Origin of the sequence: Pseudarthrobacter enclensis, from assembly GCF_001457025.1 — a bacterium.
Taxonomy (GTDB): domain Bacteria; phylum Actinomycetota; class Actinomycetes; order Actinomycetales; family Micrococcaceae; genus Arthrobacter; species Arthrobacter enclensis.
The window spans coordinates 374,793-397,922 of sequence record NZ_KQ758601.1 but is presented as its reverse complement, the minus strand read 5'-3'; the positions used below and the strand labels follow the sequence as shown (position 1 = coordinate 397,922).

The window sequence follows — 23,130 nt, the reverse complement described above, 5'->3', positions numbered from 1 at the left end:
GGGGGAGCGGGGTTACTTGACGGCGCCCTGCGTGAGGCCGGCCATGACCCAGCGCTGGGTGAACAGGTACACGACGATGGCCGGGGCCATGGCCATCAGGTAGGAGGCAAAGGCCACGTTGTAGCTGTTGCTGAACTGCGTCTGGAAGATTTTCTGCAGGACGGGAATGGTCTGCATTTCCGGGTCGGAGATGATGAGCGAGGGCATCATGAAGTCGTTCCACGAGGCGATGAAGGCGAAGATGCCCACCGTGGCGCTCATGGGCCCGAGCAGGGGGAAGATGAGCTTCCAGAAGACCTGCCAGGTGCCGGCCCCGTCCATCCGCATGCTTTCCTCCAGTTCCAGCGGGATGGAGCGCAGGAACGCGGTGAACAGCATGGTGTTGAAGGCCAGGGCAAACACGATGTGCAGGACGGCAACGCCCAGCGGGTTGTCCAGGCCCACCATGCCCGTGAGCTGGATCTGCGGCAGCGCCACCACCGGGAATGGTATGAACATGGCGGCCAGCAGGTAGAAGAAGGACCAGCGGAATATCCGGCGGTCCCAGTTCCGGAGGATCGCATACGCCGCCAGCGCCGAAACCACAATCTCTCCGGTTACGGCGATGACGGAGACGAAGACGGAGATCGCAAAGCCGCGGGGGAAGTTCGTGAGGGTCCAGGCCTGCGCGAAACTGTCAAAGGTCAGCGGGCTCGGCAGGGAGAAGGCATTGCCGTCCACGGCCTGCCCGGTGGTCTTGAATGCCATGCTGACGGTGACGAAGAGCGGCACGAGCACGCCGAGCGTGCAGACCAGCAGGATGGCCGTTGTGGGCCAGTTGGTGCGTTCCTGGCCGGAACGGATCCGCCGCGGTTTCGCGGCCGGCACTGCGGGGATGGTGCTGGGCGCGCTGCTCATGCGGCGGTCCCTCCTTTGCCACGGGTGAAGCGGAGCTGGATCAGGGCGATGGCCACGCTGATGAGGAAGAAGATCACGGCGTTGGCCATCTGGTAGGCGTAGTCGCCGCCTTCGAAACCGCGGAAGATCGCCATGGCGACGCTGCGCGTGGATACTCCGGGGCCGCCGTCGGTGAGGCCAACGATGATGTCGTAGGTGTTGAGGTAGTTCTTGAAGCCAAGGACGGTGTTGATCACCGCATACCCGGCCACCAGCGGAAACGTGATGTGCCGCAGGGTGTGCCAGGGGGTGGCACCGTCGATGGAGCTGGCCTCGTAGACCTCCGGAGGGACGGTGAGCAGGCCGGCGATGTAGATCAGCATGGCGCTGGGAATCGACTGCCAGGCCGTAACGAACACGATGGCCAGCCACGCCAGGTCCGGGTTGGCCAGGATGCTGCTGGCCAGCGGTTCGATTCCCATGGCCTTGCCGGCCAGCGGCAGCGAGTTGGAGAACAGGTACTGGAAGACGAAGGCGATCACGATGCCGGAGATCACCATGGGGATCACGAACACGGTGCGCAGTGCCGTGCGGAAGCGGATCCGCGACGTGAGGCCCAGGGCCAGCAGGAAGGCCACTGCGTTCACCACGACGACGGTGACCAGCGAGAACGCCAGCGTGAAGCCGTAGGCGCCGAGGATGCCTTCATCGCGGAAGACGGCGATGAAGTTCCGGACTCCGATGAAGCTGAAGTCACCAAAGCCGATCGAGTTGGTGAAACTGTAGACGAACCCGAGGGCGGCCGGCAGCGTGACGGCCAGCGTGAAGATGGCCAGGGAGGGGAGGAGGAAGAGGTAGTAGAGCGGGTCCACCCGGGACTTGCGTGCCCGCGGCGTCGTGGCCCGTGGCGGGGCTTTTACCGCCGCGTCCGGGGAGGGCTTGGTCATGATGGACATGGGGATGTCTCCGTTTCATGCATGGGTCTGGGATGCCCGGTTATGCGCGGAAGGCCAGGCGCGCCCAGTCGGCGTCCATCCGGGCCAGGGTGCTTTTGGCGTCTGCTCCGGCGACGATCGACTGGAGGTAGTTGGCGGCGGGAATGGTGTTCGGGATGAATTGCGAGGCACCCATGTAGAAGCGGCCGTCGTCGTAGTATTCCTGCATGTCTGCAATCCGGGGATCGGTGACCGCGGGGGCATCCTTGACCGTGCCGAAGCCGAGGAACTTCGCGTTGTAGGGGTTTTGGATGTCCGGCTTCAGGAGGTAATGCAGGAAGGCTCGGGCGCCCTCTTGCCCGTTTGATGCCTCGGGCACCCACAGTGAGAGGTCGATGTTGACGCGGACCTTGAGGTCTGCGGGATCGCCCGTCATCGGCAGCGGGAAGGTCCCCAGGTCCAGGTCCGTTCCGGCTTTTTCGATTTCGCCGAAGGCCCACGGACCCTGGAAGTACATGGCCGCCTGCCCCTGCGCCATGGCCGTGTTCCCGTCACCGTAGCCCCGGCTTGAGGCGTCGGGGTTGACGTAGCCGGTCAGCTGGACCATGCGGCGCACGGGCTCCAGCAGCGTCTCCTGGAAGGAAACCTCGGAATCCGGGCCCACTTTTTCGCCGACGTCATGCATCGATTTGTAGAAGGCGCGCACGTCCACCATGCCGCCCACGGTGTAGTCGAACAACCCCTGTGCGATGGTCCAGGGGTCGCGGAAGGTGCCGTAGATCGGCGTGATGCCGGCCGACTTGAGCCGTTCGCAGACGTCCACGAACTGGTCCCAGGTGGTGGGTACCTCCAGGCCGTTGTCCGCGAAGATGCGGCGGTTGTAGATGACGGAGGCTGCCATGACGGAGTAGGGGATCACGCTGGTGCGGCCGGCGTAGGTGGGGTACCAGTTGGTGAGGTCCAGGACGTCGTCCCGGATGGATGCAGCTTCCGGGAGGTCGGCGAGGTCGGACAGCGCGCCGCGCTCCATGAAGCGGGCCATTTCGAGGTTGTAGTTGAGGCACCCGAGGTCGGGAGGGCTGCTGCGGACAAAGCTGGCGGAAAGGTTCGTGGCCATGTCGTGCAGGACGCGGAAGCGATCCTGGGAGCCGGTGAACTTGGCCGCCAGGTCGCGGAAATACGGCACGGCTTCCGGCTTCGACTGATGGAAGTTGATGGTGGGGCGGGCCTCCGCCGGGCTGCAGGCGGCAAGGCCGGCGGCGGCCAAGGAGCTTCCGGCAGCGGCGAGGAAAGTTCGTCGGGACAGGCGCGTCCCGGCGGACGTCAAAGGTGGCAACATCGGCTCCTATGGGGGTCACTGCTCAATTTATTTGGATCTTATATTTAGGTCCTATACGAGGATGGGGGACGCAGGGGCTATCGTCAAGGGGTGGACGGAACTACGGCGAGCTCGACCCAACTGTTACGGCAGATCAACTCGGAGGCGCTGCTACGCTTCGCCCTCCAGGAACAGGTGTTCACCGCCGGCGAGGCCATGGCGGCAACCGGCCTCACGCGCGCCACGGTACTGGGCGTCTGTGACGGCCTGGTGGATGCCGGTTGGCTCGAGGAAGTAAACGACGGCGCCGAGGCCGGCCGGGCACCCAAGGGCCGGCCGGCCCGCAGGTACCAGCTGAGGGAAGCCGCGGGTGTGGTGGTGGGGCTGGATGCCGGCGAAAGCCACTTCACGGTCATCGTCGCGGACCTGCGGGGCCGGGAACTGGGGAAACGCCGGCGCAGCATCGACTCGCATGCCCTGGGCCGGGCGGGACGCGTCAGGAGCGCGCGGGAGCTCATCCGGCTGGCGCTCGCCGACGTTGGCCGCGACGCCGACGATGTCCTGCTGACCGTGGTGGGTGTTCCCGCGCCGGTGGACGCGGAGGGCCGGTCACCCGGGGGCGGAGAGTTCTGGCAGCTGATGAACAGCGGATTCGACCAGGACCTGCAGGGCAAGGTCCTGGTGGAAAATGACGCCAACCTGGCCGCCATCGCCGAGCAGGCCCAGCAGCCGTCCGCCAACGTGGCCACGCTGCTGTCAGGGGAGCGGTTCGGCGCGGGCCTGATCGTGGACGGCCGGCTGCTGCGCGGACGCCGGGGCGGCGCCGGCGAGATGCGTTTCCTGGACATCCTCGCGGACAACAAGCCCGATGACGAGGGAATCTCGGACGGCTTTGGTGCGCTCGCACGCAAGTGGGCCCGGAAGCGCGTCCATTCCTATGAAGGGACCACGTCGCTGCGCCGGCTTCCCGAAGACGGGATCAATGCCGAAGACGTCTTCCAGGCGGCCCGCGAGGGTGATCCGCTGGCGGGCGACATCATCGCCCGGCTCGGCGTCCGGCTGGCACGGATCGCGGTGGTTCTCTCCAGCCTGCTCGACATCGAGCGGGTGGTCATTGCCGGCGGCATTGCCCGCGGCATCGACCCGGTCCTTGAGCATGCCCGCAGCCTGCTGCCCGTGGACTCCGGACTGCCGCTTCCGGAACTCGTCGCCAGCAGCTTAGGGGCCGATGCCGTGGTGCAGGGGGCCATAGAATCGGCGCTGACGGGCATCCGGCATGAACCCATGGCGTTCCTGCCGCGCGCACTCCAACCCTGACACGCGGCCGCAATCGGGTCCGCGGCGGCGGGCGGCCCCTACACTGGCCAGCATGTCATGCCGCATCAGCGAACTGGTCCTGAACTGCGCCGACCCCGGGCTGCTGGCGCAGTTCTGGTGCGGGGTCCTGGGGTACGTGGAACTGGACCGTGAAGACGGTGCCATCGAGATCGGCCCGCCGGAGGGGTTCGGCGGGCTGCAGCCCACCCTCATCCTGAGCCCCAGCAGCAATCCGCGGACGGGCCGCCTGCCGCTGCACATCGACGTCAATCCCGTGGACCGGGACCAGGCCGCCGAGCTGGAGCGGCTGCTCGCGCTCGGAGCCCGCCCGGCCGACGTCGGGCAGTCCGGCAACGAGCAGTGGCATGTCCTGCAGGACCCGGAGGGCAACGAGTTCTGCCTCCTGCGCAGGCGGCTTGAGCCGCCGGCTTGACCCCGAATCCTCCTTGCCCCGCGCGCCTCGGTGCTACAGCACGCTGCGGATGGCCTGCTCGAAACTGGTGACGTGTTCCAGGGCGAGCTTGCCCGCGCGGTCCGCGTCGCCGTCGGCCACTGCCTCCAGCAGCTCCACGTGTTCCGCGATGTGGGAAGCCACGGAGGGAACCTTCTCCAGCACCATGCACCAGATGCGGGTGGCCAGGTTGTCGTAGCGGATCAGCACATCCTCGAGGTGCGCGTTGGCGGCGGCCCGGTAGATCAGCCGGTGGACCTTGATGTCGTAGCGCATCAGGTCGTAGGGATCGTTGTCCAGTGCCATGCCGGCGATGGCCGTTGCCGTCTCCCGGATTTCCGCCCGCAGCGCGGGGGTGGCCAGTTTGGCGGCGCGCCTGGCGGCCAGCGGCTCCAGGGACTCGCGGAGTTCGGAGACATCGGCGAGTTCGGTGATGTCCACGATGGTGGCGAACGTTCCCCGGCGGGGATAGGACACCACCAAGTGGTCGCTTTCCAGGCGCTTGAGGGCCTCGCGCACCGGAGTCCGTCCGATGCCCAATTCGGCGGCGAGCTTGCCGTCGTTGATCGGGTCTCCCGGCCGGATGTCCAGCATGATCAGGCGGTCCCGCAGGTGCCGGTAGGCCCGCTCGGAGAGTGACAGATCCTCCTCGCCGGCGATGGAGTTCTCCAGCATTACGCCCATGTTGCGCTCGCTTCCCGGGTGGCTATTGACTGCAAAGTGATCTGGAACATACTATTACGACAGTTCTAATATATCAGTTACAGATCAGTTACAGATCAGAACTTTCAAGGGCTCGATAAGGAGAAACATGCAGGACGCACTCAACGCCTCGCTTGCCACGGTGGACGCCGACGTCGCCGCCGCCGTTGCACAGGAACTGCACCGCCAGCAGTCCACCCTGGAAATGATCGCCTCGGAGAACTTCGCTCCCACGGCCGTGATGGAGGCGCAGGGTTCGGTACTGACCAACAAGTATGCCGAAGGCTACCCGGGTAAGCGCTACTACGGTGGCTGCGAGCACGTGGACGTCATTGAACAGCTCGCCATCGACCGGGTCAAGGCCCTCTTCGGTGCGGAATTCGCCAACGTCCAGCCGCACTCCGGCGCCCAGGCCAACGCTGCGGCGATGTTCGCCCTGCTGAACCCCGGCGACACCATCCTGGGCCTGTCGCTGGCCCATGGCGGCCACCTGACCCACGGCATGAAGATCAACTTCTCCGGCAAGCTCTACAACGTGGTTCCGTACCACGTCCGCGAAGAGGACCTCCGGATCGACATGGCAGAGGTCGAAGCCCTTGCCCTCGAGCACAAGCCCAAGCTGATTGTGGCCGGCTGGTCCGCCTACTCCCGCCAGCTGGACTTCGCCGAGTTCCGCCGCATCGCCGACCTGGTGGGCGCCTACCTGATGGTGGACATGGCCCACTTCGCCGGCCTCGTCGCCGCGGGCCTGCACCCCAACCCCGTCCCCTACGCGGACGTGGTCACCACCACAACGCACAAGACCCTCGGCGGCCCCCGCGGCGGCGTCATCCTCGCCAAGGAGGAATACGCCAAGAAGATCAACTCAGCAGTGTTCCCCGGCCAGCAGGGCGGCCCGCTGGAGCACGTGGTGGCTGCCAAGGCCGTGGCCTTCAAGCTCGCCGCATCCCCCGAGTTCAAGGAACGCCAGGAACGCGTCCTGCAGGGTGCCCAGCTGCTCGCCGACCGCCTCCTGCAGGCCGACGTCCAGGAAGCCGGCATCTCCGTGGTCAACGGCGGAACCGACGTCCACCTGGTCCTCGTCGACCTGCGCAACTCCGAGCTCGACGGCCAGCAGGGTGAAGACGCGCTGCACCATATCGGCATCACCGTCAACCGCAACGCCGTCCCGTTCGACCCCCGCCCGCCGATGGTCTCCTCCGGCCTCCGGATCGGTACCCCCGCCCTGGCCGCCCGCGGCTTCGGCGCCGCCGAATTCGCCGAGGTTGCGGACATCATCGCGACGGCGCTCATCGCCGCCGCAGGGACCGGCACCCTCCCCGGGGACACCGCCGTCGAACTCCGCGAACGCGTCACCGCACTGGCCGGCAAGTTCCCCCTCTACCCGCATCTTTCCGACAGCAACAGCGCAGGCCTGGCCGGCGCCGAGGCAGAACTGATTGGAGCAGCCCAGTGAGCGCACCGCACCTTCCTGAGCACCCGGACTTCCTGTGGCGGAACCCGGAACCCAAGTCCTCCTATGACGCCGTGATCGTGGGCGGCGGCGGGCACGGACTGGCCACCGCGTACTTCCTGGCCAAGAACCATGGCATGACCAACATCGCGGTCCTGGAAAAGGGCTGGCTGGCCGGCGGCAACATGGCCCGTAACACCACCATCATCCGCTCCAACTACCTCTGGGACGAGAGCGCGGCCATCTACGAGCAGGCCCTCAAGCTGTGGGAGATCCTGCCGGAGGAGCTCGAGTACGACTTCCTCTTCAGCCAGCGCGGTGTGATGAACCTGGCCCACACCCTGGGCGACGTGCGCGAAAGCATGCGCCGGGTGGGCGCCAACAAGCTCAACGGTGTGGACGCCGAGTGGCTGGACCCGCAGCAGGTCAAGGAACTCTGCCCCATCCTGAACATCAGCGACAACATCCGCTACCCGGTCATGGGCGCCACCTACCAGCCCCGCGCCGGCATCGCCAAGCACGACCATGTTGCCTGGGCCTTCGCCCGCAAGTGCGACGAAATGGGCGTTGACATCATCCAGAACTGCGAAGTGACCGGCTTCCTGAAGGACGGCGACCGCGTGGTGGGCGTCAAGACCAACCGCGGCACCATCAACACCGAAAAGGTGGGCCTCTGCGCCGCCGGCCACAGCTCGGTCCTGGCGGAAATGGCCGGCTTCGAACTGCCCATCCAGTCCCACCCGCTGCAGGCCCTCGTGTCAGAACTGCACGAGCCCGTCCACCCCACCGTGGTCATGTCCAACCACGTCCACGTCTACGTTTCGCAGGCGCACAAGGGCGAACTGGTCATGGGCGCCGGCGTCGACTCCTACAACGGCTACGGCCAGCGCGGCTCCTTCCACGTCATTGAGCAGCAGATGGCCGCCGCCGTCGAGCTCTTCCCCATCTTCGCCCGGGCACACGTGCTCCGGACCTGGGGCGGCATCGTGGACACCACCCTGGACGCCTCGCCGATCGTCGGCACCACCCCGGTGGAGAACATGTTCGTGAACTGCGGCTGGGGAACCGGCGGCTTCAAGGGCACCCCCGCGGCCGGCCTGACCTTCGCGCACACCATCGCCACCGGCGCTCCGCACACGCTGAATGCGCCGTTCTCGCTGGAACGCTTCGAAACCGGCGCCCTCATCGACGAACACGGCGCCGCCGCCGTGGCCCACTAGCCGCCGCCACCAGAAAAGGACTAACGCACATGCTGCTGATCCCATGCCCCAACTGCGGCCCGCGGGACGAAACCGAATTCCACTACGGGGGACAGGCCCACGTTGCCTACCCGGAGAACCCCAACGAGCTGAGCGACACGGAGTGGTCCCGCTACCTCTTCTACCGTGAGAACCCCAAAGGCATCTTCGCCGAACGGTGGGTCCACAGCACCGGCTGCCGCCAGTGGTTCAACATGCTCCGAGACACCGTCAGCTATGACATCAAGGCCATCTACCCGATGGGGGCGAAGCGGCCTGACCAGGCCGGAGCCCCGGCCGCCGAATCCGGCACCGCCAGCCTTGCCGCGGACAGCACCACCACCGGGACCGCCGCGCCCGACATTTCAGGCACCAGCATCTCGCCCGCCTCCGCCCCGGAAGGAGCCACCAAGTGACCTCCCAGAACGCCCGCCTGGCCACCGGCGGCCGCATCGACCGCACCATCTCCTGGCGCTTCACCGTGGACGGCGAGGAATTCACCGGCCACCCCGGCGACACGCTTGCCTCGGCGCTGCTGGCCAACGGCCGCATCGCCGCCGGCAACTCCCTCTACGAGGACCGCCCCCGCGGCATCATGTCCGCCGGCGTCGAAGAAGCCAACGCCCTGGTCCGCGTGGAAGCCCGCTTCCCCGGCCATGTTGCCGAATCCATGCTCCCCGCCACCACCGTTTCACTCGTGGACGGGCTGCAGGCCCTGCAGCTGAACGGCCTGGGCAAGCTGGATCCCGCAGAGGACCGCGCCGAATACGACAAGAAGTACGTCCACACCGACGTCCTGGTGATCGGCGGCGGCCCTGCCGGACTCGCCGCGGCCCGCGAGGCGGTCCGCACCGGCGCCCGCGTCATGCTGCTGGACGACCAGCCCGAACTGGGTGGCTCCCTGCTCTCCGGCTCCACCGCCGAGGGCCTGGCCGAAACCATCGAAGGCAAGCCTGCCCTGGAGTGGGTGGCCGACGTCGAAGCCGAACTCGTCTCCGGCGCCGAGTCCACCGTCCTGAACCGCACCACCGCGTTCGGTGCTTACGACGCCAACTACGTCATCGCCGTCCAGAACCGCACCGACCACCTCACCAGCCCCGCAGCCACCGGCGTCTCCCGCCAGCGGATTTGGCACATCCGTGCCAGCCAGGTGGTGCTGGCACCGGGCGCGCACGAGCGTCCCCTGGTGTTCGAGAACAACGACCGCCCCGGCATCATGCTCGCCTCGGCAGTGCGGACCTACCTGAACCGTTACGCCGTGGCCGCCGGCCAGCGCGTGGTCATCAGCACCACCAATGACAGCGCCTACGCCGTCGCCGCAGACCTCGCCGCCGCCGGCGTCAAGGTCGCCGCAATCGTCGACGCCCGTCCGGCGCTGACCCCGGTGGCAACGGCCGCCGTCGAATCCGGCCTCCGGGTCCTGATCGGCAGCGCCGTAGCCAACACGTCGGCTGACTCCGCAGGCCGCCTGGACGGCGTCACCGTCCGCAGCATCAACGACGACGGCGAACTCACCTCCGGCGTCGAGCAGATCGCCGCCGACCTGCTGGCCGTCTCCGGCGGCTGGAGCCCGCTGGTGCACCTGCACTCTCAGCGCCAGGGCAAGCTGCGCTGGGACGAGGACCTGGCCGCCTTCGTGCCCAGCACCGAGGTCCCCAACCAGCAGACCATCGGCTCCGGCCGCGGCTCCTTCGGCACCGAGGACTGCGTCGCCGAGGGCATCTCCGCCGGCGCGAAGGCGGCCACCGCCGCAGGCTTTGCGTCCGCCGTCGAGCCTGCCGTGCTCGGCGCACCGAAGGCCTCCGCCCCCACCCGCCAGCTGTGGCTGGTGCCCGGGGAAAACGGAACCCCGGACGACTGGCACCACCACTTCGTGGACTTCCAGCGCGACCAGTCCGTGGCGGACGTCCTCCGCTCCACCGGCGCGGGTATGCGTTCCGTGGAGCACGTGAAGCGGTACACCTCCATCAGCACCGCCAACGACCAGGGCAAGACCTCCGGCGTGAACGCCATCGGCGTGATCGCAGCAGCCCTGCGCACCGCAGGCGAGGCCTCCCGCGGCATCGGTGACATCGGCACCACCACCTACCGTGCACCGTTCACCCCGGTGGCGTTCGCGGCACTGGCAGGACGCCAGCGCGGCGAGCTCTTCGACCCCGCCCGCATCACCTCGATCCAGCCGTGGCACGTTGCCAAGGGCGCACTCTTCGAGGACGTCGGACAGTGGAAGCGCCCCTGGTACTACCCGCAGGGTGGGGAGGACATGGACGCCGCCGTGCTGCGCGAATGCGCCGCCGTCCGCGAGTCCGTGGGCTTCATGGACGCCACCACCCTGGGCAAGATCGAAATCCGCGGCAAGGATGCGGGCGAGTTCCTCAACCGCGTCTACACCAACGCCTTCAAGAAGCTCGCACCGGGCTCGGCACGCTACGGCGTCATGTGCCTGGCAGACGGCATGATCTTCGACGACGGCGTGACCCTCCGGCTGGATGAGGACACCTTCTTCATGACCACCACCACCGGCGGTGCCGCGAAGGTGCTGGACCACCTGGAGGAATGGCTGCAGACCGAATGGCCTGAGCTGGACGTGCAGTGCACCTCGGTGACCGAGCAGTGGAACACCATCGCCGTCGTCGGGCCGAAGTCCCGCGAAGTCATCGCCAAGGTGGCGCCGGAGCTGGCAGCCAACGGCGGCCTGGACGCGGAGAACTTCCCGTTCATGACCTTCCGCGAGACCACCCTGGCCTCCGGCGTCCGCGCCCGGGTCTGCCGGATCTCCTTCTCCGGTGAACTCGCCTACGAAATCAACGTACCGGCCTGGTACGGCCTGAACACCTGGGAGTCCGTGGCCGCAGCGGGTGCCGAGTTCAACATCACCCCGTACGGCACCGAAACCATGCACGTGCTCCGCGCCGAGAAGGGCTACCCGATTGTCGGGCAGGACACCGACGGCACGGTCACCCCGCAGGATGCCGGCATGGAGTGGATTGTCTCCAAGGCCAAGGACTTCATCGGCAAGCGCTCCTACTCCCGGGTGGACGCCCAGCGTGAGGACCGCAAGCACCTGGTCAGCGTCCTTCCCGTGGACCGCACGCTGCGGCTGCCCGAAGGCACCCAGCTCGTGGAAAAGGGACGCTCCACCAACCCCGCCTACGGCCCCGTGCCGATGGAAGGGTTCGTCACCTCCAGCTACCACAGCGCAGCGCTGGGCAGGTCGTTCGGCCTGGCCCTGATCAAGAACGGACGCAACCGCATCGGCGAAACGCTGATTGCCGCCGCCGGCGACCAGCTGGTGGACGTGGTTGTCGCAGAGACAGTGCTTTTTGACTCCGAAGGGACCCGCAAAGATGGCTGAGACAGCAGCTTCCCCCACCCCCGCAAAGACCCCCGCGGAGAAGGACCTCGCAGTGCGCACCAGCCCGGCAGGCTCGCTCCGCGACGCGTTCGCGGCGGGCTCCCTGGCCGGAACCGTCGAGATCGCCGAACTGCCCTTCCTCACCATGGTGGGCATCCGGGCAGCCGCCGGCTCCGACGCTGCCCGGCGCATCGCCGATGTGACCGGCGGCCTGCCGGCCCGGTCCGGGGACGTGGCCGGCAGCGGGGACATCTCCGTCCTGTGGCTGGGCCCGTCCGAGTTCCTGGTCGTCGCTCCCACTGAGGCGCACGAATCCCTCGGCGGTGACCTGATCCAGGCCCTCCGCGAAGCGCTGGGCGGTGACGCAGGCCAGGTGGTTGACCTTTCCGCCAACCGCACCACCTTCGAGCTGACCGGTCCGCAGGCCAGGTCCGTCCTGGAAAAGGGCTGCTCGCTGGACCTGCACCCCCGGGTCTTCAAGGCCGGCACCGCCTACTCCACGGAGATCGGGAACATCCCGGCCCTCCTGTGGAAGACGGGCGAGGACTCCTTCCGGGTATTCCCGCGGGCCTCGTTCGCCGAGTTCCTGGGCCGCTGGCTCCTGGACGGCATGCGGGAGTACGCGTCCCCTGAGGTCCCCTGATGGCGCTGAGCGTCCTCGACCTCTTTTCTGTCGGCATCGGGCCCTCGTCGTCACACACGGTGGGCCCGATGCGGGCGGCCAAGCTCTTCGCCGACGGGCTGAAGGGCGACGGCCAGCTGGCCTCCACGGCGCGCGTCCAGTCCGAACTTTTCGGGTCGCTGGGCGCCACCGGCCGGGGCCACGGCTCCGACAAGGCGGTGGTCCTGGGCCTGCAGGGCCTCGAGCCCGAAACGGTCAATACCTTTACCGCGGATGACCAGGTGGCTGCCGCGGCCCTGAACGCCGAGCTTCACGTGGCCGGTTCCCACCGGGTGGATTTCAACTGGGAAGAGGACGTTGTCCTCCACCGGCGCAAGTCCCTGCCCGCGCACCCCAACGGCATGACCTTCCGGGCGTTTGACCGCACCGGCGCAGTGCTGAGCGAGCGGAGTTTCTACTCGATCGGCGGCGGGTTCGTGGTGGACGGCGACGCCGAGGGCGCGGACAAGGTGGTGGCCGATGACACGGTGCTGCCGTACCCGTTCTCCACGGCGGACGAGCTGCTGCAGATCTGCAGCCGCGAAGGCATGTCCATCTCCGACGTCATGCTCGCCAACGAACTCACCTGGCGCAGCGAGGCCGAACTCCGGGAAGAACTCCTGGGGCTCTGGGCCGTGATGAAGGAATGCGTGCAGAACGGCTGCAACGCCGAGGGCATCCTGCCGGGCGGCCTGAAGGTCACCCGCCGTGCCCCGTCCCTGTTCCGCACCCTCACCGCCTCGGCGGCAACCGCCGAAGCCGCGGCAGCAACGCCGTCGCCCGTCCAGGCACCTGCGGATCCGCTGCTGGCCATGGAATGGGTCAACCTGTTCGCCCTGGCGGTGAACGAGGAGAACGCCGCCGGCGGGCGGATCGTCACCGCCCCCACCAACGGGGCAGCGGGCATCGTGCCGGCCGTCCTGCACTACTACGTGAAGTTTGTTCCGGGAGCCGACGACGACGGTGTCGTCCGCTTCCTCCTGGCCGCGGCCGCCGTCGGGATCCTGTTCAAGACCAACGCCTCGATCTCCGGCGCCGAAGTGGGCTGCCAGGGCGAGGTGGGTTCCGCCTGCTCGATGGCTGCGGCCGGCCTCTGCGAAGTGCTTGGCGGGACGCCCGCGCAGGTGGAGAACGCCGCGGAGGTGGGGATCGAGCACAACCTGGGCCTGACCTGCGACCCCGTGGGCGGGCTGGTGCAGATCCCCTGCATCGAGCGGAACGCGATCGCCAGCGTCAAGGCGATCAACGCGGCCCGGCTGGCCCTGCACGGGGACGGCAGCCACAAGGTCTCGCTGGACAAGGCGATCAAGACCATGCGTGACACCGGGGCCGACATGAAAACCAAGTACAAGGAAACGTCCCGAGGAGGACTCGCCGTGAATGTGATCGAGTGCTGAACCATGACTGCAACTGAAACCCACGTCCCCGCCCCGAAGGCGCCCACCACAGTGGAGCACGTCCTGACCCTCGACTGCCCGGAAGGCCCCGGGATCGTCCACGCGGTGTCCGGCTTCCTGCTGGAGCACGGCTGCGACATCATCGACAACAAGCAGTTCGGTGAGCGCTCCGAGGGCCATTTCTTCATGCGCGTGCACTTCGTCTCCGAAGGGGACGAATCAACGCTTGAGCTGCTGCGGTCTTCCTTTGCCCCCGTGGCGGAGAAGTTCGGCATGCGATGGCAGCTGGAGCGGCACGGGTCCAAGCGCAAGGTCCTGATCATGGTGTCCAAGTTCGGGCACTGCCTCAACGACCTGCTGTTCCGCGCCCGCATCGGGGAACTTCCCGTGGACGTCGTGGCCGTGGTGTCCAACCACCGGGACCACCAGGCGCTGGTGGAGTGGCACGGCATTCCGTTCCACCACATCCCCGTCACGGCGGACACCAAGCCGGCCGCGGAGGCCGCGCTGATGGAACTGGTGGACGGGCTCGATGTCGAACTGGTGGTGCTGGCCCGCTACATGCAGGTGCTCAGCGACGACCTGACCCGCAAGCTGGACGGCCGGGCCATCAACATCCACCACTCGTTCCTGCCCAGCTTCAAGGGCGCCAAGCCCTACCACCAGGCCTACGCCCGCGGCGTCAAGACGGTGGGCGCCACCGCTCACTACGTCAACGCCGAGCTGGACGAAGGGCCCATCATCTCCCAGCAGGTGGTGGACGTGGACCACACCTACGGTCCGGAGGACCTGGTGGCCGCCGGCCGCGACACCGAATGCAAGGCCCTCTCCAACGCGGTCAAGTGGCACTGCGAAGGCCGCGTCATCCTGCAGGGCAACCGCACCGTGGTGCTCCGATAGCCGTGGCCCGCGTCCCCTTCCCTGACTGGAGCCGGCTGATCGGCATCCCCGTCCAGATCCGGCAGTACGGCACCGCCATCCGCTCCGGCGTGGTGGACGATGCCATGCCGGACTCCTCGATGCTGTGGCTGATGGCAGACTCCAGCCAGGGCCGCACGCTCTACAGCGCGTACGAGGGCCACGAGGCCTGGATCGAACCGGAACTCCTGGAAGCACACCACCTCCTCCAGGTGGCGGCACCCGTCACCGCATAACTGGATATCTGAACAGCCGAAAGCGCGGCTGGTTGCCCCCGAGGGCGGCCAGCCGCGCTTTTTTGCCGTCCCTTGGTGCCCCGCCTGAACCCCCGTTGCCCTATCACTTGGAGCTGTTATTTGGGGTGGATGGGGACTCGATCTGATAGGGCATCCTGGGGGAGTGGGGCACCTGTGGTGAGGGCGACGTCGGCCGTCCGGGTTGGGTGCCGGCCGTACCGTCGCTGCGGCGAACCCAGGGCGGCAGCATTCCTCCGTATCGGCGGTACATCCGGACCCCTGCCCTGCCTAAATGCCCTGTTGCCCTATCAGTTGGAGCTGTTATTAGGGGTGGATGGGGGCTCGATTTGATAGGGCATCCTGGGGGAGTGGGGCACCTGTGGTGAGGGTCGACGTCGGCCGCCCGGGTTGGTGCGGGCCGCACCGTCGCTGCTGCGAACCCAGGGCGGCCGCATTCCTCCGTAGGGGCGTTACATCCCGACCCCTTTGCCCTGCCTAAACTCCGGTTGCCCTATCACTTGGAGCTGTTATTTGGGGTGGATGGGGACTCGATCTGATAGGGCATCGGGAAGGGGGATGGGGGAAAGGGGTCGGCGGCGGGCGCAGCAGAAAGGTGCGCCGCCCGGAACCTGTCGTCCCGGGCGCCCCACCAGCGGGATGTCGAGCACTACGGCGTTGCCTGTTCGGCCAGCCGGGCCTTGATGCGTTCGGTGGCGTCAACCAGTGACGCCTCGTTGACGGACGCTGCAGCCGCGGGGTCGCCGTTCCGGGCCGCCGTCACCAGGTCCTGCTGGTAGCGCCACAGGGAATCGTCCTTGCCGGCGTCCAGGGAGCCCTGGGCGCCCACGATCTTGTATGCCCGGCACTGCTGCCACAAGGTGCGGATCATCTGGAGCAGCACCGGATTTCCGGCGGCCTGGTAGAGGATGGCCAGCATCTCCTCGTCGTGATCCAGCAGGTCGATGACCCGCTGCTCCCGGATGGCCTCGCGCATGAGTTCATACTCGGACTGCATCCGGTCGCAGTCCTCCTGTGTGATTCTTTCGCTGCCCAGCCGGGCGGCCTCGGTCTCCAGCAGCCTGCGGACGTCGTACACGTGGATCAGTTCCTCGAAGGACAGGCTCTTGACCACCGCGCCCTTGTGCGGCTCACGCTCCGCGAGTCCCATCTCTTCCAGCCGGCGGATTGCCTCGCGGACGGGCATCACGCTGGTTCCCACCTGCTCGGCGAGGTCGCGCACCTTGAGCCTGGAGCCGGCGGGCAGGTCGCCGCTGAGGATCGAGGCGTGGATCGTCGCAAAGACCTGGTCGGTCAGCAGGGTGGGTTCGACGCGCTTGGATATTGCCACCCGTCCAATATACGGCCGGGACAGGGCTGCCCCGGTGCGGCCGAAGCGAGCCCCCGGACCAAAAAGAAATGTTCAGTGCAGGTCTTGTGTGATCTGTGATCACATCTTAGGGTGGTTTGTATCACACCGCAGCAGTGCACGTTTCTGCAGCCCCGGGGGAACGGGCGGCAGGCCATGAAACTCCGGCGGCGCCGGCAAAGGCGCCCGGCAACCACCACGAACCAACAGCAAGGAATGCAAGATGAAAGACGCAGTAATCATCGGCGGCGGACTCGCCGGACTGGCGGCAGCCTGGCGGCTCCGGCACTGGGACACCGTCGTCCTGGAGTCCGGGGACCGCGTGGGTGGACGCATCCGTTCCGAACGCCGGGGTGACTACTGGCTGAACTGGGGCGGGCACGTCTTTGCCGGTGCCGGATCCTCCACCGACGCGCTGCTCAACGAGGTCGGTGTCATGGCCGTCCAGATTCCCGGCTCGCTGCAGGGCCTGTCAATGAACGGCAAGTTCATCAAGCAGGGCCACATCGCCACCTACCCGTTCCGCATCCCGATGTCCCTGGCCGCCCGCGTGGACACCATGCGGGCAGGGCTGAAAGTGGTAAGCGGAGTTGCCAAGTACACCGGCGTGGTGCGCAAGCGTACCGGCGAGTCCGGCGCCATGCGGCAGCAGCGCATCTACGACTTCGAGAACAACACGTCCTTCCAGGACTTCGTCGGCAACCTGTCCGAGGACGCGGCCGCCCTGTTCAAGACCACCGTGACGCGCTCCGCCGGTGACATGGACCAGATCTCCGCCGGGGCCGGCATCGGCTACTTCAGCCTGGTCCTCAGCTTCGGCCAGGGGCTGAGCCGGGGCATTGTGGGCGGACCTTCCACGCTCACCGAATCCATCGCCGCCGCCCTGGGCGGGGACCGGATCGAGCTCGGCGCCGCCGTGCACGAAGTAGTCCACAAGAAGGACTCCGTCGTGGTCCGGTACCGCCAGGACGGCGTCGACCGCGAAGTCGAGGCGCGCACCGTGGTCCTGGCCACCACTGCCGACGTCTCCCACAATGTGGGCGTGGACCTGCCCGAAGACCTGCGCGGGGCCCTAAGCCAGATCAAGTACGGCCCGCACGTCAGCACCGCCTTCCTCACCAACGAAACCACCGCAAAGCCGTGGGATGACATCTACGCCATCGCGGCACCCAAGCGCTCCTTCGCCATCGCGCTGAACCAGGCCAGCATCGTGCGTGGCACCGAGTCCGTCCGCAAGCCCGGCGGCAGCTTCATGACGTTCTCCCCGGCCAGCCTCGGCAAGGCCCTGCTGGAAAAGCCCGAAGAGGAGGTCATCAAGACCCACCTCACCGACCTCGACCAGGTCCTCGGCCACGGCTTCGCAGACAGCGTCGTCGAGGCCAAGGTGGACCGCTGGAAGAACGCCTCCCCTTACTGCTTCCCGGGCCGGGCCAAGATCCAGTCCACCCTGATGCGCGGCGCCGACCGCGTGTTCCTGGCCGGCGACTACCTGGGCACCCTCTACACCGAAAGCTCCATCACCACCGGCTTCTCCGCAGCGCAGGAGGCCGCGAGCGTACTGGCAACCCACCGCCAGGCCCCGCCGCAGTCCCTGTCCATCGTGGCCTGAGCAGCAGCGCCACCCCTGACCACCCCGCACCTATCCACAGAAGGAAACACCCATGACCAACGAACTCCGCGGCGTCCTCACCGCCCTCTCCACCCCCTTCGCCCAGGACGAAACCCTGGACGTCGAGACCCTGAAGCTGATTGTCGACCGCTCCATCGACGGCGGCGTTGACGGCGTTGTCGCCGCCGGCTCCACCGGCGAAGTGGGCGCCCTGTCCTCCGAGGAACGGCTCCTGCTCATCGAAACCGTCATCAAGCAGGCCAACGGCCGGGTCCCGGTCATCGCCAACACCGGGGCCACCTCCACCGCCGAAGCCATCCGCCTGTCCCAGGCCGCCGAAAAGCTCGGCGCGGACGTCCTGATGCTGGTCACCCCCTACTACGAGCCGCTGACCCTCGAGGAAACCGTCATCTACATCAAGGACGTGGCCCGGTCCGTCACCCTTCCGGTCATGCTCTACAACATCCCGGCCGTCACCGGAGTCAACCTGGGCCCGGCCACCGTCCGTGCCCTGGCCGAAGAAGTCCCGAACATCAAGTACATCAAGGACTCCAGCGCCAACTGGGAACAGGCCCTGCAGCTGATCCACCACCACAGCGACGTCATCGGCACCTTCATCGGCTGGGACGTCTACCTCTACAGCGCCCTCGTCGAAGGCGCGGCCGGCGTCATGGCGGGCACCGCCAACGTGGTCCCCAAGGAAATCGTCGAGGTCAGCCGCAGCATCTCCGACGGTGACCTCCAGGGTGCGCTGGAGCAGTGGAAGAAGGTCTACCCCGTCATCGACGCGCTGCTGTCCGTGCCCTTCATCCCCGCCGTCAAGGCAGGGCTGACCCTGCAGGGCATCCCGGCCGGCTCGCCGCGCCGTCCCACCGCGGACCTGGGCACCGAGGACCTCGCCCGGGTCAAGGATGCCCTGTCCGCCCTGTACCAGACCGTCGGCTAGCCCATGGATACCGATTTCGGCGCCTTCCTGTCCACCGTCTCCGACGCCATCTGGGCGCCCATGGCCTACGTGGTCCTGGGCCTCGGCGTCGCCTATTCCATCGCCACCAAGGGCATCCAGTTCCGCCGCATCCCGGACATGCTCCGCCAGCTGAAGGACAGCGAAGGGGGAGAGGGCGGCCTCTCCTCCTTCCAGGCCCTCGTGCTGGCGCTGGCCAGCCGCGTCGGCGTCGGCAGCATCGCCGGCGTGGCGACTGCGGTGGGTGCCGGCGGCCCCGGCGCCCTCGTCTGGATGGCCATCACCGGCCTGGTGGGCTGCACCGTCGGCTACGCCGAAGCTGCCCTGTCCCAGACCTTCAAGCGCCAGGTCCAGGACGAGGACCGCCGCAACGCCAACGAGGACATCGGCGGCATGCCGTACTACATCAAGTACGGCCTCAAGCTGCCCAAGGTCGGGGCCCTCGTGGCGGTCCTGGGCGTCATCGGCTACGGCTTCGTCTTCCCCGGCCTGCAGGTCAACACCATCGCGGCCACCGCCAAACTGGCCTTCAACCTGGACAGCTGGATCCCGGCCGTCCTGGTCACCGTCCTGATCGCCCTGGTCATCTTCGGCGGCACCACCCGCCTGGTGAAGGTCACGCAGGCACTCGTGCCGGTCCTGGCCATCGGCTACCTGGTCCTGGCCCTGGCGGTCATCGCCATCAACTTCGGCAGCGTCCCCGCAGCCGTCGCCCTGATCTTCCAGTCCGCCGTCGGCATCCACCCGGTCCTGGGCGGCATCGCCGGCGCAGCAGTGGCCTGGGGCGTCCGCCGGGCGGTCTTCGCCTCCTCCAACGGCTTGGGCGAGGCAACCTTCGCCGCTGCCGCGGCCCGCACGTCCCACCCCGGCAAGCAGGGTCTGGTCCAGACCTTCAGCATCTACATCGACGTGCTGCTGATTTGCATGGCCACCGGCCTCATGATGGTGGTCTCGGGCAAGTACAACGTCTCCGACGGCTCCGGCGGCTACCTGGTCAACAACCTGCCGGGCGTTCCGGTCGGCGCCAACTGGGTGCAGGAATCCATTGACACCCTGGTCCCGGGCTGGGGCGCCGGGTTCGTCGCGGTCGCCGTGCTCCTGTTCGGCTTCACCTGCCTGCTCGCCTACTTCTACGTCGCCAACTCCAACCTGCTGTACCTGCTGGACGGACGTCCCGGACACCGGTGGAAGAACGTCCTCAAGATCGGCACCATGGCCATCGTCTTCTTCGGTTCGATCGTCAACGCCCAGGTCATGTGGGCCGCCGGCGACATCGGGCTTGGCCTGATCGCCTGGGTCAACCTCATCTGCCTGGTCTTCCTGTTCCCGCTGGTCCGAAAGATCTACAAGGACTACGAACGCCAGCGGAAACTCGGCCAGGACCCCACCTTCGACCCCAGGGCGCTGGGCATCGAGGGCGCCGACTTCTGGGAGGAAAAGGTCCCCGTCGAGCACCACCACCATCACCTCCACCACGCCAGCAACCCCACCGAAAGGACCCCGGGCACGCCATGACCACCGCAGAAAAAACACTGTTCACAGTCCTCCGGGCAGACGCGCCGCCGGTGCCGTCCCTGCCGCCCTTTGGCCAGTTCATCGGCGGACAGTTTGTTGCCTCCACCTCCACGGAGAAGGTCGACGTCGTCAATCCGGCCACCGAGGAGATCCTCACCCAGGTGCCGGCCGGCACGGCGGAGGACGTGGACGCCGCCGTCGAAGCCGCAGTGGCCGCCAAGGACGCGTGGGCGGCGACCACGCCGCGGGACCGGTCCGCCGTCCTGCTCCGCATCGCGGACATCATCGAGGCCAACCGGGAAGTGTTCGAAACCCTAGAAGCAGCCAACACCGGCAAGCCGGCCGCGGTGGCGGAGGACGACATCTCCAGCGCCATCGACACCTTCCGGTTCTCCGCCGGCGCCGCCCGCGCCTACAGCACCCTCGGCTCCGATGACTACGCCGAAAACCACACCTCGGTGATCCACCGCGAACCCGTTGGCGTGGTAGGGGTGATCACCCCCTGGAACTACCCGCTGCTGATGGCCGCGTGGAAGATCGCCCCGGTCCTTGGCGCGGGCAACACCCTGGTCCTCAAGCCCTCCGAGCAGACGCCGCTGACCACGCTCAAGCTCGCAGAACTCATCGCCGACGAGGTGCCGGCCGGCGTCGTGAACATCGTCACCGGCCCCGGCCGCGTGGTGGGCAACCGCCTGTCCGAGCACCCGCGCGTGGACCTGGTGGCCATCACCGGCAGCGTCGGCAGCGGCCAGAAGGTGGCCGCCAGCGCCGCTGGCTCGGTCAAGCGCGTCCACCTCGAGCTGGGCGGCAAGGCACCGGTCGTGGTGTTCGCCGACGCCGACCTCGAGGCCGCCGCGAAGGGCGTCCGCAGTACCGGGTTCTGGAACGGCGGCCAGGAATGCGGCGCGGCCTGCCGCGTGCTCGTCCACGAATCAGTGGCCGACAAGTTCACCGAACTGCTCGTGAAGGAAATCAGCGAGATCACCGTCGGCACCCCCGGCGCCGAAGACGCCGAAATCGGCTCCATGATCTCCAAAGCCCACTACGAGCGGGTCCTCGCCGCACTCGACGACGTCCGCAAGGATGGCCACACCATTGCCGTCGGCGGCCGCGCCATCGAAGGTCCCGGCTACTTCATCGAGCCCACCGTGGTCACCAACGTCCCGGCCGGCGCCCCGATCAGCAGCAACGAGATCTTCGGCCCCGTCGTCTCCGTGGAAACCTTCAGCACCGACGAGGAAGCCGTCACCCGGGCCAACGAAACCATCTACGGCCTGGCCGCCTCGGTCTGGACCAAGGACTCCGCCCGGTCGCTGAACGTTCCGCGGAAGCTGGACTTCGGGACCGTCTGGGTCAACTCGCACCTGGTGATCGCCACCGAAATGCCCTGGGGCGGCTTCAAGGGCTCCGGCTACGGCCGCGACCTGTCCAGCTACGCCCTGGACGACTTCTCCCGCACCAAGCACGTCATGTACAACCGCGGCTAAGTCCAGGCAGACCCCCAAGACCCCGCCACCGCGCCTTCGGGCGCCGTGGCGGGGTTTTGTGGTTTCCGGTGCAGGACATGGTCAAGGCAACGGATCGTTATGTACGATCGTACACATGACCGATTATTTCGCGGGGGATCCGCGCACCAACCGCGAGCGCATGCTGGCGGGGGACCTCTATATTGCGGACGATCCGGACAACGCAGCAGCCTTCCACCGCGCCTTGAAGCTGCAGGCCCGTTACACGGCGGCCTACATCGAGGACCCGGAATCGGCCCGGCCCGTCCTGGCGGAACTGCTGGGATCCGTGGGTGACAACGTGGACGTCCGGCCTCCGGTCACGGTGGACTACGGCAGCTACATCACCGTGGGCGACGGCACCTTCATCAACTCCAACCTGACGGCCCTTGACGTCGCCGCGATCACCATTGGGCGCGACTGCCAGATCGGCCCCAACGTGCAGCTGCTGACCCCCACCCACCCTCTCGAAGCCCGGCCCCGCCGCGACAAGCTGGAAGCGGCCAAGCCCATCACCATCGGCGACAACGTCTGGCTGGGCGGCGGCGCCATCGTTTTGCCGGGCGTGACCATCGGGGAAAACTCCGTGATCGGCGCCGGTGCCGTGGTCACCAAGGACATCCCCGCCAACGTGGTGGCCGTTGGCAACCCCGCCCGGGTGGTCAGGGACCTGCCGTGAAGGTTTCCCCGTGGCAGTAACCCAGCGCCGCTTCGACCCGGAACGGCGCGACCGGATCATCGCCGCAGCCCTGGACGTCATTGCCGAATCAGGGGTGGCCGGGGCGTCCCACCGGAAGATCGCGGCCCGGGCGGACGTGCCGCTGGGATCCATGACCTACCACTTCACCGGCATGGATGAGGTGCTGCGTGAAGCCTTCACCCGATTCGCCGGCACCATCGCCGTCCGCTTCGAAGCCCGGATGGCGCAGGCAGCCACCCTCGACGAGGCCCGTGCCGCCGTGGTGGACCTGATCCACGAGGACCTCACCGGCTCATCCCGCGAACTGGTCCTCACCCAGGAGCTATACACCCTGGCGGCCCGCGAGCCCGCCTACCGGGAGATCACGCACGCCTGGATGAAGCAGAGCCGGGACGCGCTGGCCCGGCACTTCGACCCCGCCACGTGCCGGATGCTGGACGCCCTGATTGAAGGCTTGTCCCTCCATGCCGCACTGGACACCGAAGAACACCACCGGACAGCCACTGCCGAGGCGGTAGCCCGCATCACCACGCCTGCCGCACCGTTCCACTGACGCGCCGCACCGCTACCGCACCGCTACCGCACGGCACCACTGACGCAACACCCCCAGAAAG

General features: G+C 67.4%; 21 protein-coding genes. 16 read left to right on the top strand and 5 right to left on the bottom strand.

Going from position 1 to position 23,130, the window contains the following annotated elements:
- Window positions 1-12: 12 nt before the first annotated feature.
- Genes AS031_RS09855 through AS031_RS09845 form a run of 3 tightly spaced genes read right to left on the bottom strand, consistent with a single transcriptional unit; the run spans window position 13 to window position 3,150 of the window.
- Window positions 13-897 (bottom strand): carbohydrate ABC transporter permease, encoded by an 885-nt coding sequence (locus tag AS031_RS09855; RefSeq protein ID WP_058267955.1) that lies wholly within the window; start codon window positions 895-897, stop codon window positions 13-15.
- Window positions 894-1,832 carry a carbohydrate ABC transporter permease gene (locus AS031_RS09850; RefSeq protein ID WP_058267954.1) on the bottom strand — a complete coding sequence of 313 codons (939 nt, stop codon included), beginning with the start codon at window positions 1,830-1,832 and terminating at the stop codon, window positions 894-896. Before AS031_RS09850 ends, AS031_RS09855 begins: the two co-directional genes overlap by 4 nt.
- Window positions 1,833-1,872: 40 nt before the next feature.
- On the bottom strand, window positions 1,873-3,150 hold the full coding sequence (locus AS031_RS09845; protein ID WP_176716527.1) for an ABC transporter substrate-binding protein: 1,278 nt from the start codon (window positions 3,148-3,150) through the stop codon (window positions 1,873-1,875).
- Between the two features lie 90 nt (window positions 3,151-3,240).
- On the opposite strand from AS031_RS09845, the gene AS031_RS09840 reads away from it, so the two are divergent.
- Complete coding sequence (locus AS031_RS09840) at window positions 3,241-4,446, top strand: ROK family transcriptional regulator (protein ID WP_058267952.1); 1,206 nt, start codon at window positions 3,241-3,243, stop codon at window positions 4,444-4,446.
- A gap of 52 nt (window positions 4,447-4,498) precedes the next feature.
- The gene (locus AS031_RS09835) at window positions 4,499-4,879 is read left to right on the top strand and encodes a VOC family protein (RefSeq protein ID WP_058267951.1); all 381 of its coding nucleotides are present in this window, start codon (window positions 4,499-4,501) and stop codon (window positions 4,877-4,879) included.
- Window positions 4,880-4,912: 33 nt separating this feature from the next.
- Here the strand turns inward: AS031_RS09835 and AS031_RS09830 are convergent, their stop codons facing one another.
- On the bottom strand, window positions 4,913-5,581 hold the full coding sequence (locus tag AS031_RS09830) for a GntR family transcriptional regulator (protein WP_058267950.1): 669 nt from the start codon (window positions 5,579-5,581) through the stop codon (window positions 4,913-4,915).
- A 127-nt stretch (window positions 5,582-5,708) separates the two neighbouring features.
- On the opposite strand from AS031_RS09830, the gene glyA reads away from it, so the two are divergent.
- Genes glyA through AS031_RS09790 form a run of 8 tightly spaced genes read left to right on the top strand, consistent with a single transcriptional unit; the run spans window position 5,709 to window position 14,857 of the window.
- Window positions 5,709-7,055: a serine hydroxymethyltransferase gene (gene glyA, locus AS031_RS09825; protein ID WP_058267949.1), complete on the top strand. Its 1,347-nt coding sequence runs from the start codon at window positions 5,709-5,711 to the stop codon at window positions 7,053-7,055.
- Window positions 7,052-8,272, top strand: a complete 1,221-nt coding sequence (locus tag AS031_RS09820; protein ID WP_058267948.1) for a sarcosine oxidase subunit beta family protein — start codon at window positions 7,052-7,054, stop codon at window positions 8,270-8,272. Before glyA ends, AS031_RS09820 begins: the two co-directional genes overlap by 4 nt.
- 29 nt (window positions 8,273-8,301) lie before the next feature.
- Complete coding sequence (locus AS031_RS09815; protein WP_058267947.1) at window positions 8,302-8,706, top strand: sarcosine oxidase subunit delta; 405 nt, start codon at window positions 8,302-8,304, stop codon at window positions 8,704-8,706.
- Window positions 8,703-11,645, top strand: coding sequence for a 2Fe-2S iron-sulfur cluster-binding protein (locus AS031_RS09810; RefSeq protein ID WP_058267946.1), 2,943 nt, complete (start codon window positions 8,703-8,705; stop codon window positions 11,643-11,645). Before AS031_RS09815 ends, AS031_RS09810 begins: the two co-directional genes overlap by 4 nt.
- Window positions 11,638-12,288: a sarcosine oxidase subunit gamma gene (locus AS031_RS09805; RefSeq protein ID WP_058267945.1), complete on the top strand. Its 651-nt coding sequence runs from the start codon at window positions 11,638-11,640 to the stop codon at window positions 12,286-12,288. The genes AS031_RS09810 and AS031_RS09805 overlap by 8 nt, the downstream gene beginning before the upstream one ends.
- Window positions 12,288-13,703, top strand: coding sequence for an L-serine ammonia-lyase (locus AS031_RS09800; protein WP_058267944.1), 1,416 nt, complete (start codon window positions 12,288-12,290; stop codon window positions 13,701-13,703). The genes AS031_RS09805 and AS031_RS09800 overlap by 1 nt, the downstream gene beginning before the upstream one ends.
- 3 nt (window positions 13,704-13,706) lie before the next feature.
- Entirely contained in the window at window positions 13,707-14,603 is an 897-nt protein-coding gene (gene purU, locus AS031_RS09795) for a formyltetrahydrofolate deformylase (RefSeq protein WP_058267943.1), read from the top strand.
- Window positions 14,604-14,605: 2 nt separating this feature from the next.
- Window positions 14,606-14,857: a hypothetical protein gene (locus AS031_RS09790; protein WP_058267942.1), complete on the top strand. Its 252-nt coding sequence runs from the start codon at window positions 14,606-14,608 to the stop codon at window positions 14,855-14,857.
- A gap of 667 nt (window positions 14,858-15,524) precedes the next feature.
- Here AS031_RS09790 and AS031_RS09785 read toward each other — a convergent pair.
- Window positions 15,525-16,205: a GntR family transcriptional regulator gene (locus AS031_RS09785; protein ID WP_218918354.1), complete on the bottom strand. Its 681-nt coding sequence runs from the start codon at window positions 16,203-16,205 to the stop codon at window positions 15,525-15,527.
- A gap of 241 nt (window positions 16,206-16,446) precedes the next feature.
- On the opposite strand from AS031_RS09785, the gene AS031_RS09780 reads away from it, so the two are divergent.
- From AS031_RS09780 to AS031_RS09755, 6 genes are all read left to right on the top strand, one after another.
- Window positions 16,447-17,832, top strand: coding sequence for a protoporphyrinogen/coproporphyrinogen oxidase (locus AS031_RS09780; protein ID WP_058267941.1), 1,386 nt, complete (start codon window positions 16,447-16,449; stop codon window positions 17,830-17,832).
- Window positions 17,833-17,884: 52 nt separating this feature from the next.
- Window positions 17,885-18,778 (top strand): 4-hydroxy-tetrahydrodipicolinate synthase, encoded by an 894-nt coding sequence (dapA, locus tag AS031_RS09775; RefSeq protein ID WP_058267940.1) that lies wholly within the window; start codon window positions 17,885-17,887, stop codon window positions 18,776-18,778.
- 3 nt (window positions 18,779-18,781) lie between these two features.
- Entirely contained in the window at window positions 18,782-20,311 is a 1,530-nt protein-coding gene (locus AS031_RS09770) for an alanine/glycine:cation symporter family protein (protein ID WP_058267939.1), read from the top strand.
- On the top strand, window positions 20,308-21,798 hold the full coding sequence (locus AS031_RS09765; RefSeq protein WP_176716526.1) for an aminobutyraldehyde dehydrogenase: 1,491 nt from the start codon (window positions 20,308-20,310) through the stop codon (window positions 21,796-21,798). Before AS031_RS09770 ends, AS031_RS09765 begins: the two co-directional genes overlap by 4 nt.
- A 115-nt stretch (window positions 21,799-21,913) precedes the next feature.
- Window positions 21,914-22,495, top strand: a complete 582-nt coding sequence (locus AS031_RS09760; RefSeq protein ID WP_058267938.1) for a sugar O-acetyltransferase — start codon at window positions 21,914-21,916, stop codon at window positions 22,493-22,495.
- A gap of 10 nt (window positions 22,496-22,505) precedes the next feature.
- Window positions 22,506-23,069 (top strand): TetR/AcrR family transcriptional regulator, encoded by a 564-nt coding sequence (locus AS031_RS09755; protein WP_058267937.1) that lies wholly within the window; start codon window positions 22,506-22,508, stop codon window positions 23,067-23,069.
- The last annotated feature ends 61 nt before the right edge of the window (window positions 23,070-23,130 follow it).

Excerpts from the sequence above, each read along its gene's own strand:
- glyA (WP_058267949.1), top strand. The coding sequence starts at position 5,709 with ATGCAGGACGCACTCAACGCCTCGCTTGCCACGGTGGACGCCGACGTC.
- AS031_RS09815 (WP_058267947.1), top strand. The coding sequence starts at position 8,302 with ATGCTGCTGATCCCATGCCCCAACTGCGGCCCGCGGGACGAAACCGAA.
- AS031_RS09805 (WP_058267945.1), top strand. The coding sequence starts at position 11,638 with ATGGCTGAGACAGCAGCTTCCCCCACCCCCGCAAAGACCCCCGCGGAG.
- AS031_RS09765 (WP_176716526.1), top strand. The coding sequence starts at position 20,308 with ATGACCACCGCAGAAAAAACACTGTTCACAGTCCTCCGGGCAGACGCG.
- AS031_RS09830 (WP_058267950.1), bottom strand. The coding sequence starts at position 5,581 with ATGGGCGTAATGCTGGAGAACTCCATCGCCGGCGAGGAGGATCTGTCA.
- AS031_RS09835 (WP_058267951.1), top strand. The coding sequence starts at position 4,499 with ATGTCATGCCGCATCAGCGAACTGGTCCTGAACTGCGCCGACCCCGGG.
- AS031_RS09850 (WP_058267954.1), bottom strand. The coding sequence starts at position 1,832 with ATGTCCATCATGACCAAGCCCTCCCCGGACGCGGCGGTAAAAGCCCCG.
- AS031_RS09800 (WP_058267944.1), top strand. The coding sequence starts at position 12,288 with ATGGCGCTGAGCGTCCTCGACCTCTTTTCTGTCGGCATCGGGCCCTCG.
- AS031_RS09845 (WP_176716527.1), bottom strand. The coding sequence starts at position 3,150 with ATGTTGCCACCTTTGACGTCCGCCGGGACGCGCCTGTCCCGACGAACT.
- AS031_RS09770 (WP_058267939.1), top strand. The coding sequence starts at position 18,782 with ATGGATACCGATTTCGGCGCCTTCCTGTCCACCGTCTCCGACGCCATC.
- purU (WP_058267943.1), top strand. The coding sequence starts at position 13,707 with ATGACTGCAACTGAAACCCACGTCCCCGCCCCGAAGGCGCCCACCACA.
- AS031_RS09780 (WP_058267941.1), top strand. The coding sequence starts at position 16,447 with ATGAAAGACGCAGTAATCATCGGCGGCGGACTCGCCGGACTGGCGGCA.
- AS031_RS09855 (WP_058267955.1), bottom strand. The coding sequence starts at position 897 with ATGAGCAGCGCGCCCAGCACCATCCCCGCAGTGCCGGCCGCGAAACCG.
- AS031_RS09760 (WP_058267938.1), top strand. The coding sequence starts at position 21,914 with ATGACCGATTATTTCGCGGGGGATCCGCGCACCAACCGCGAGCGCATG.
- dapA (WP_058267940.1), top strand. The coding sequence starts at position 17,885 with ATGACCAACGAACTCCGCGGCGTCCTCACCGCCCTCTCCACCCCCTTC.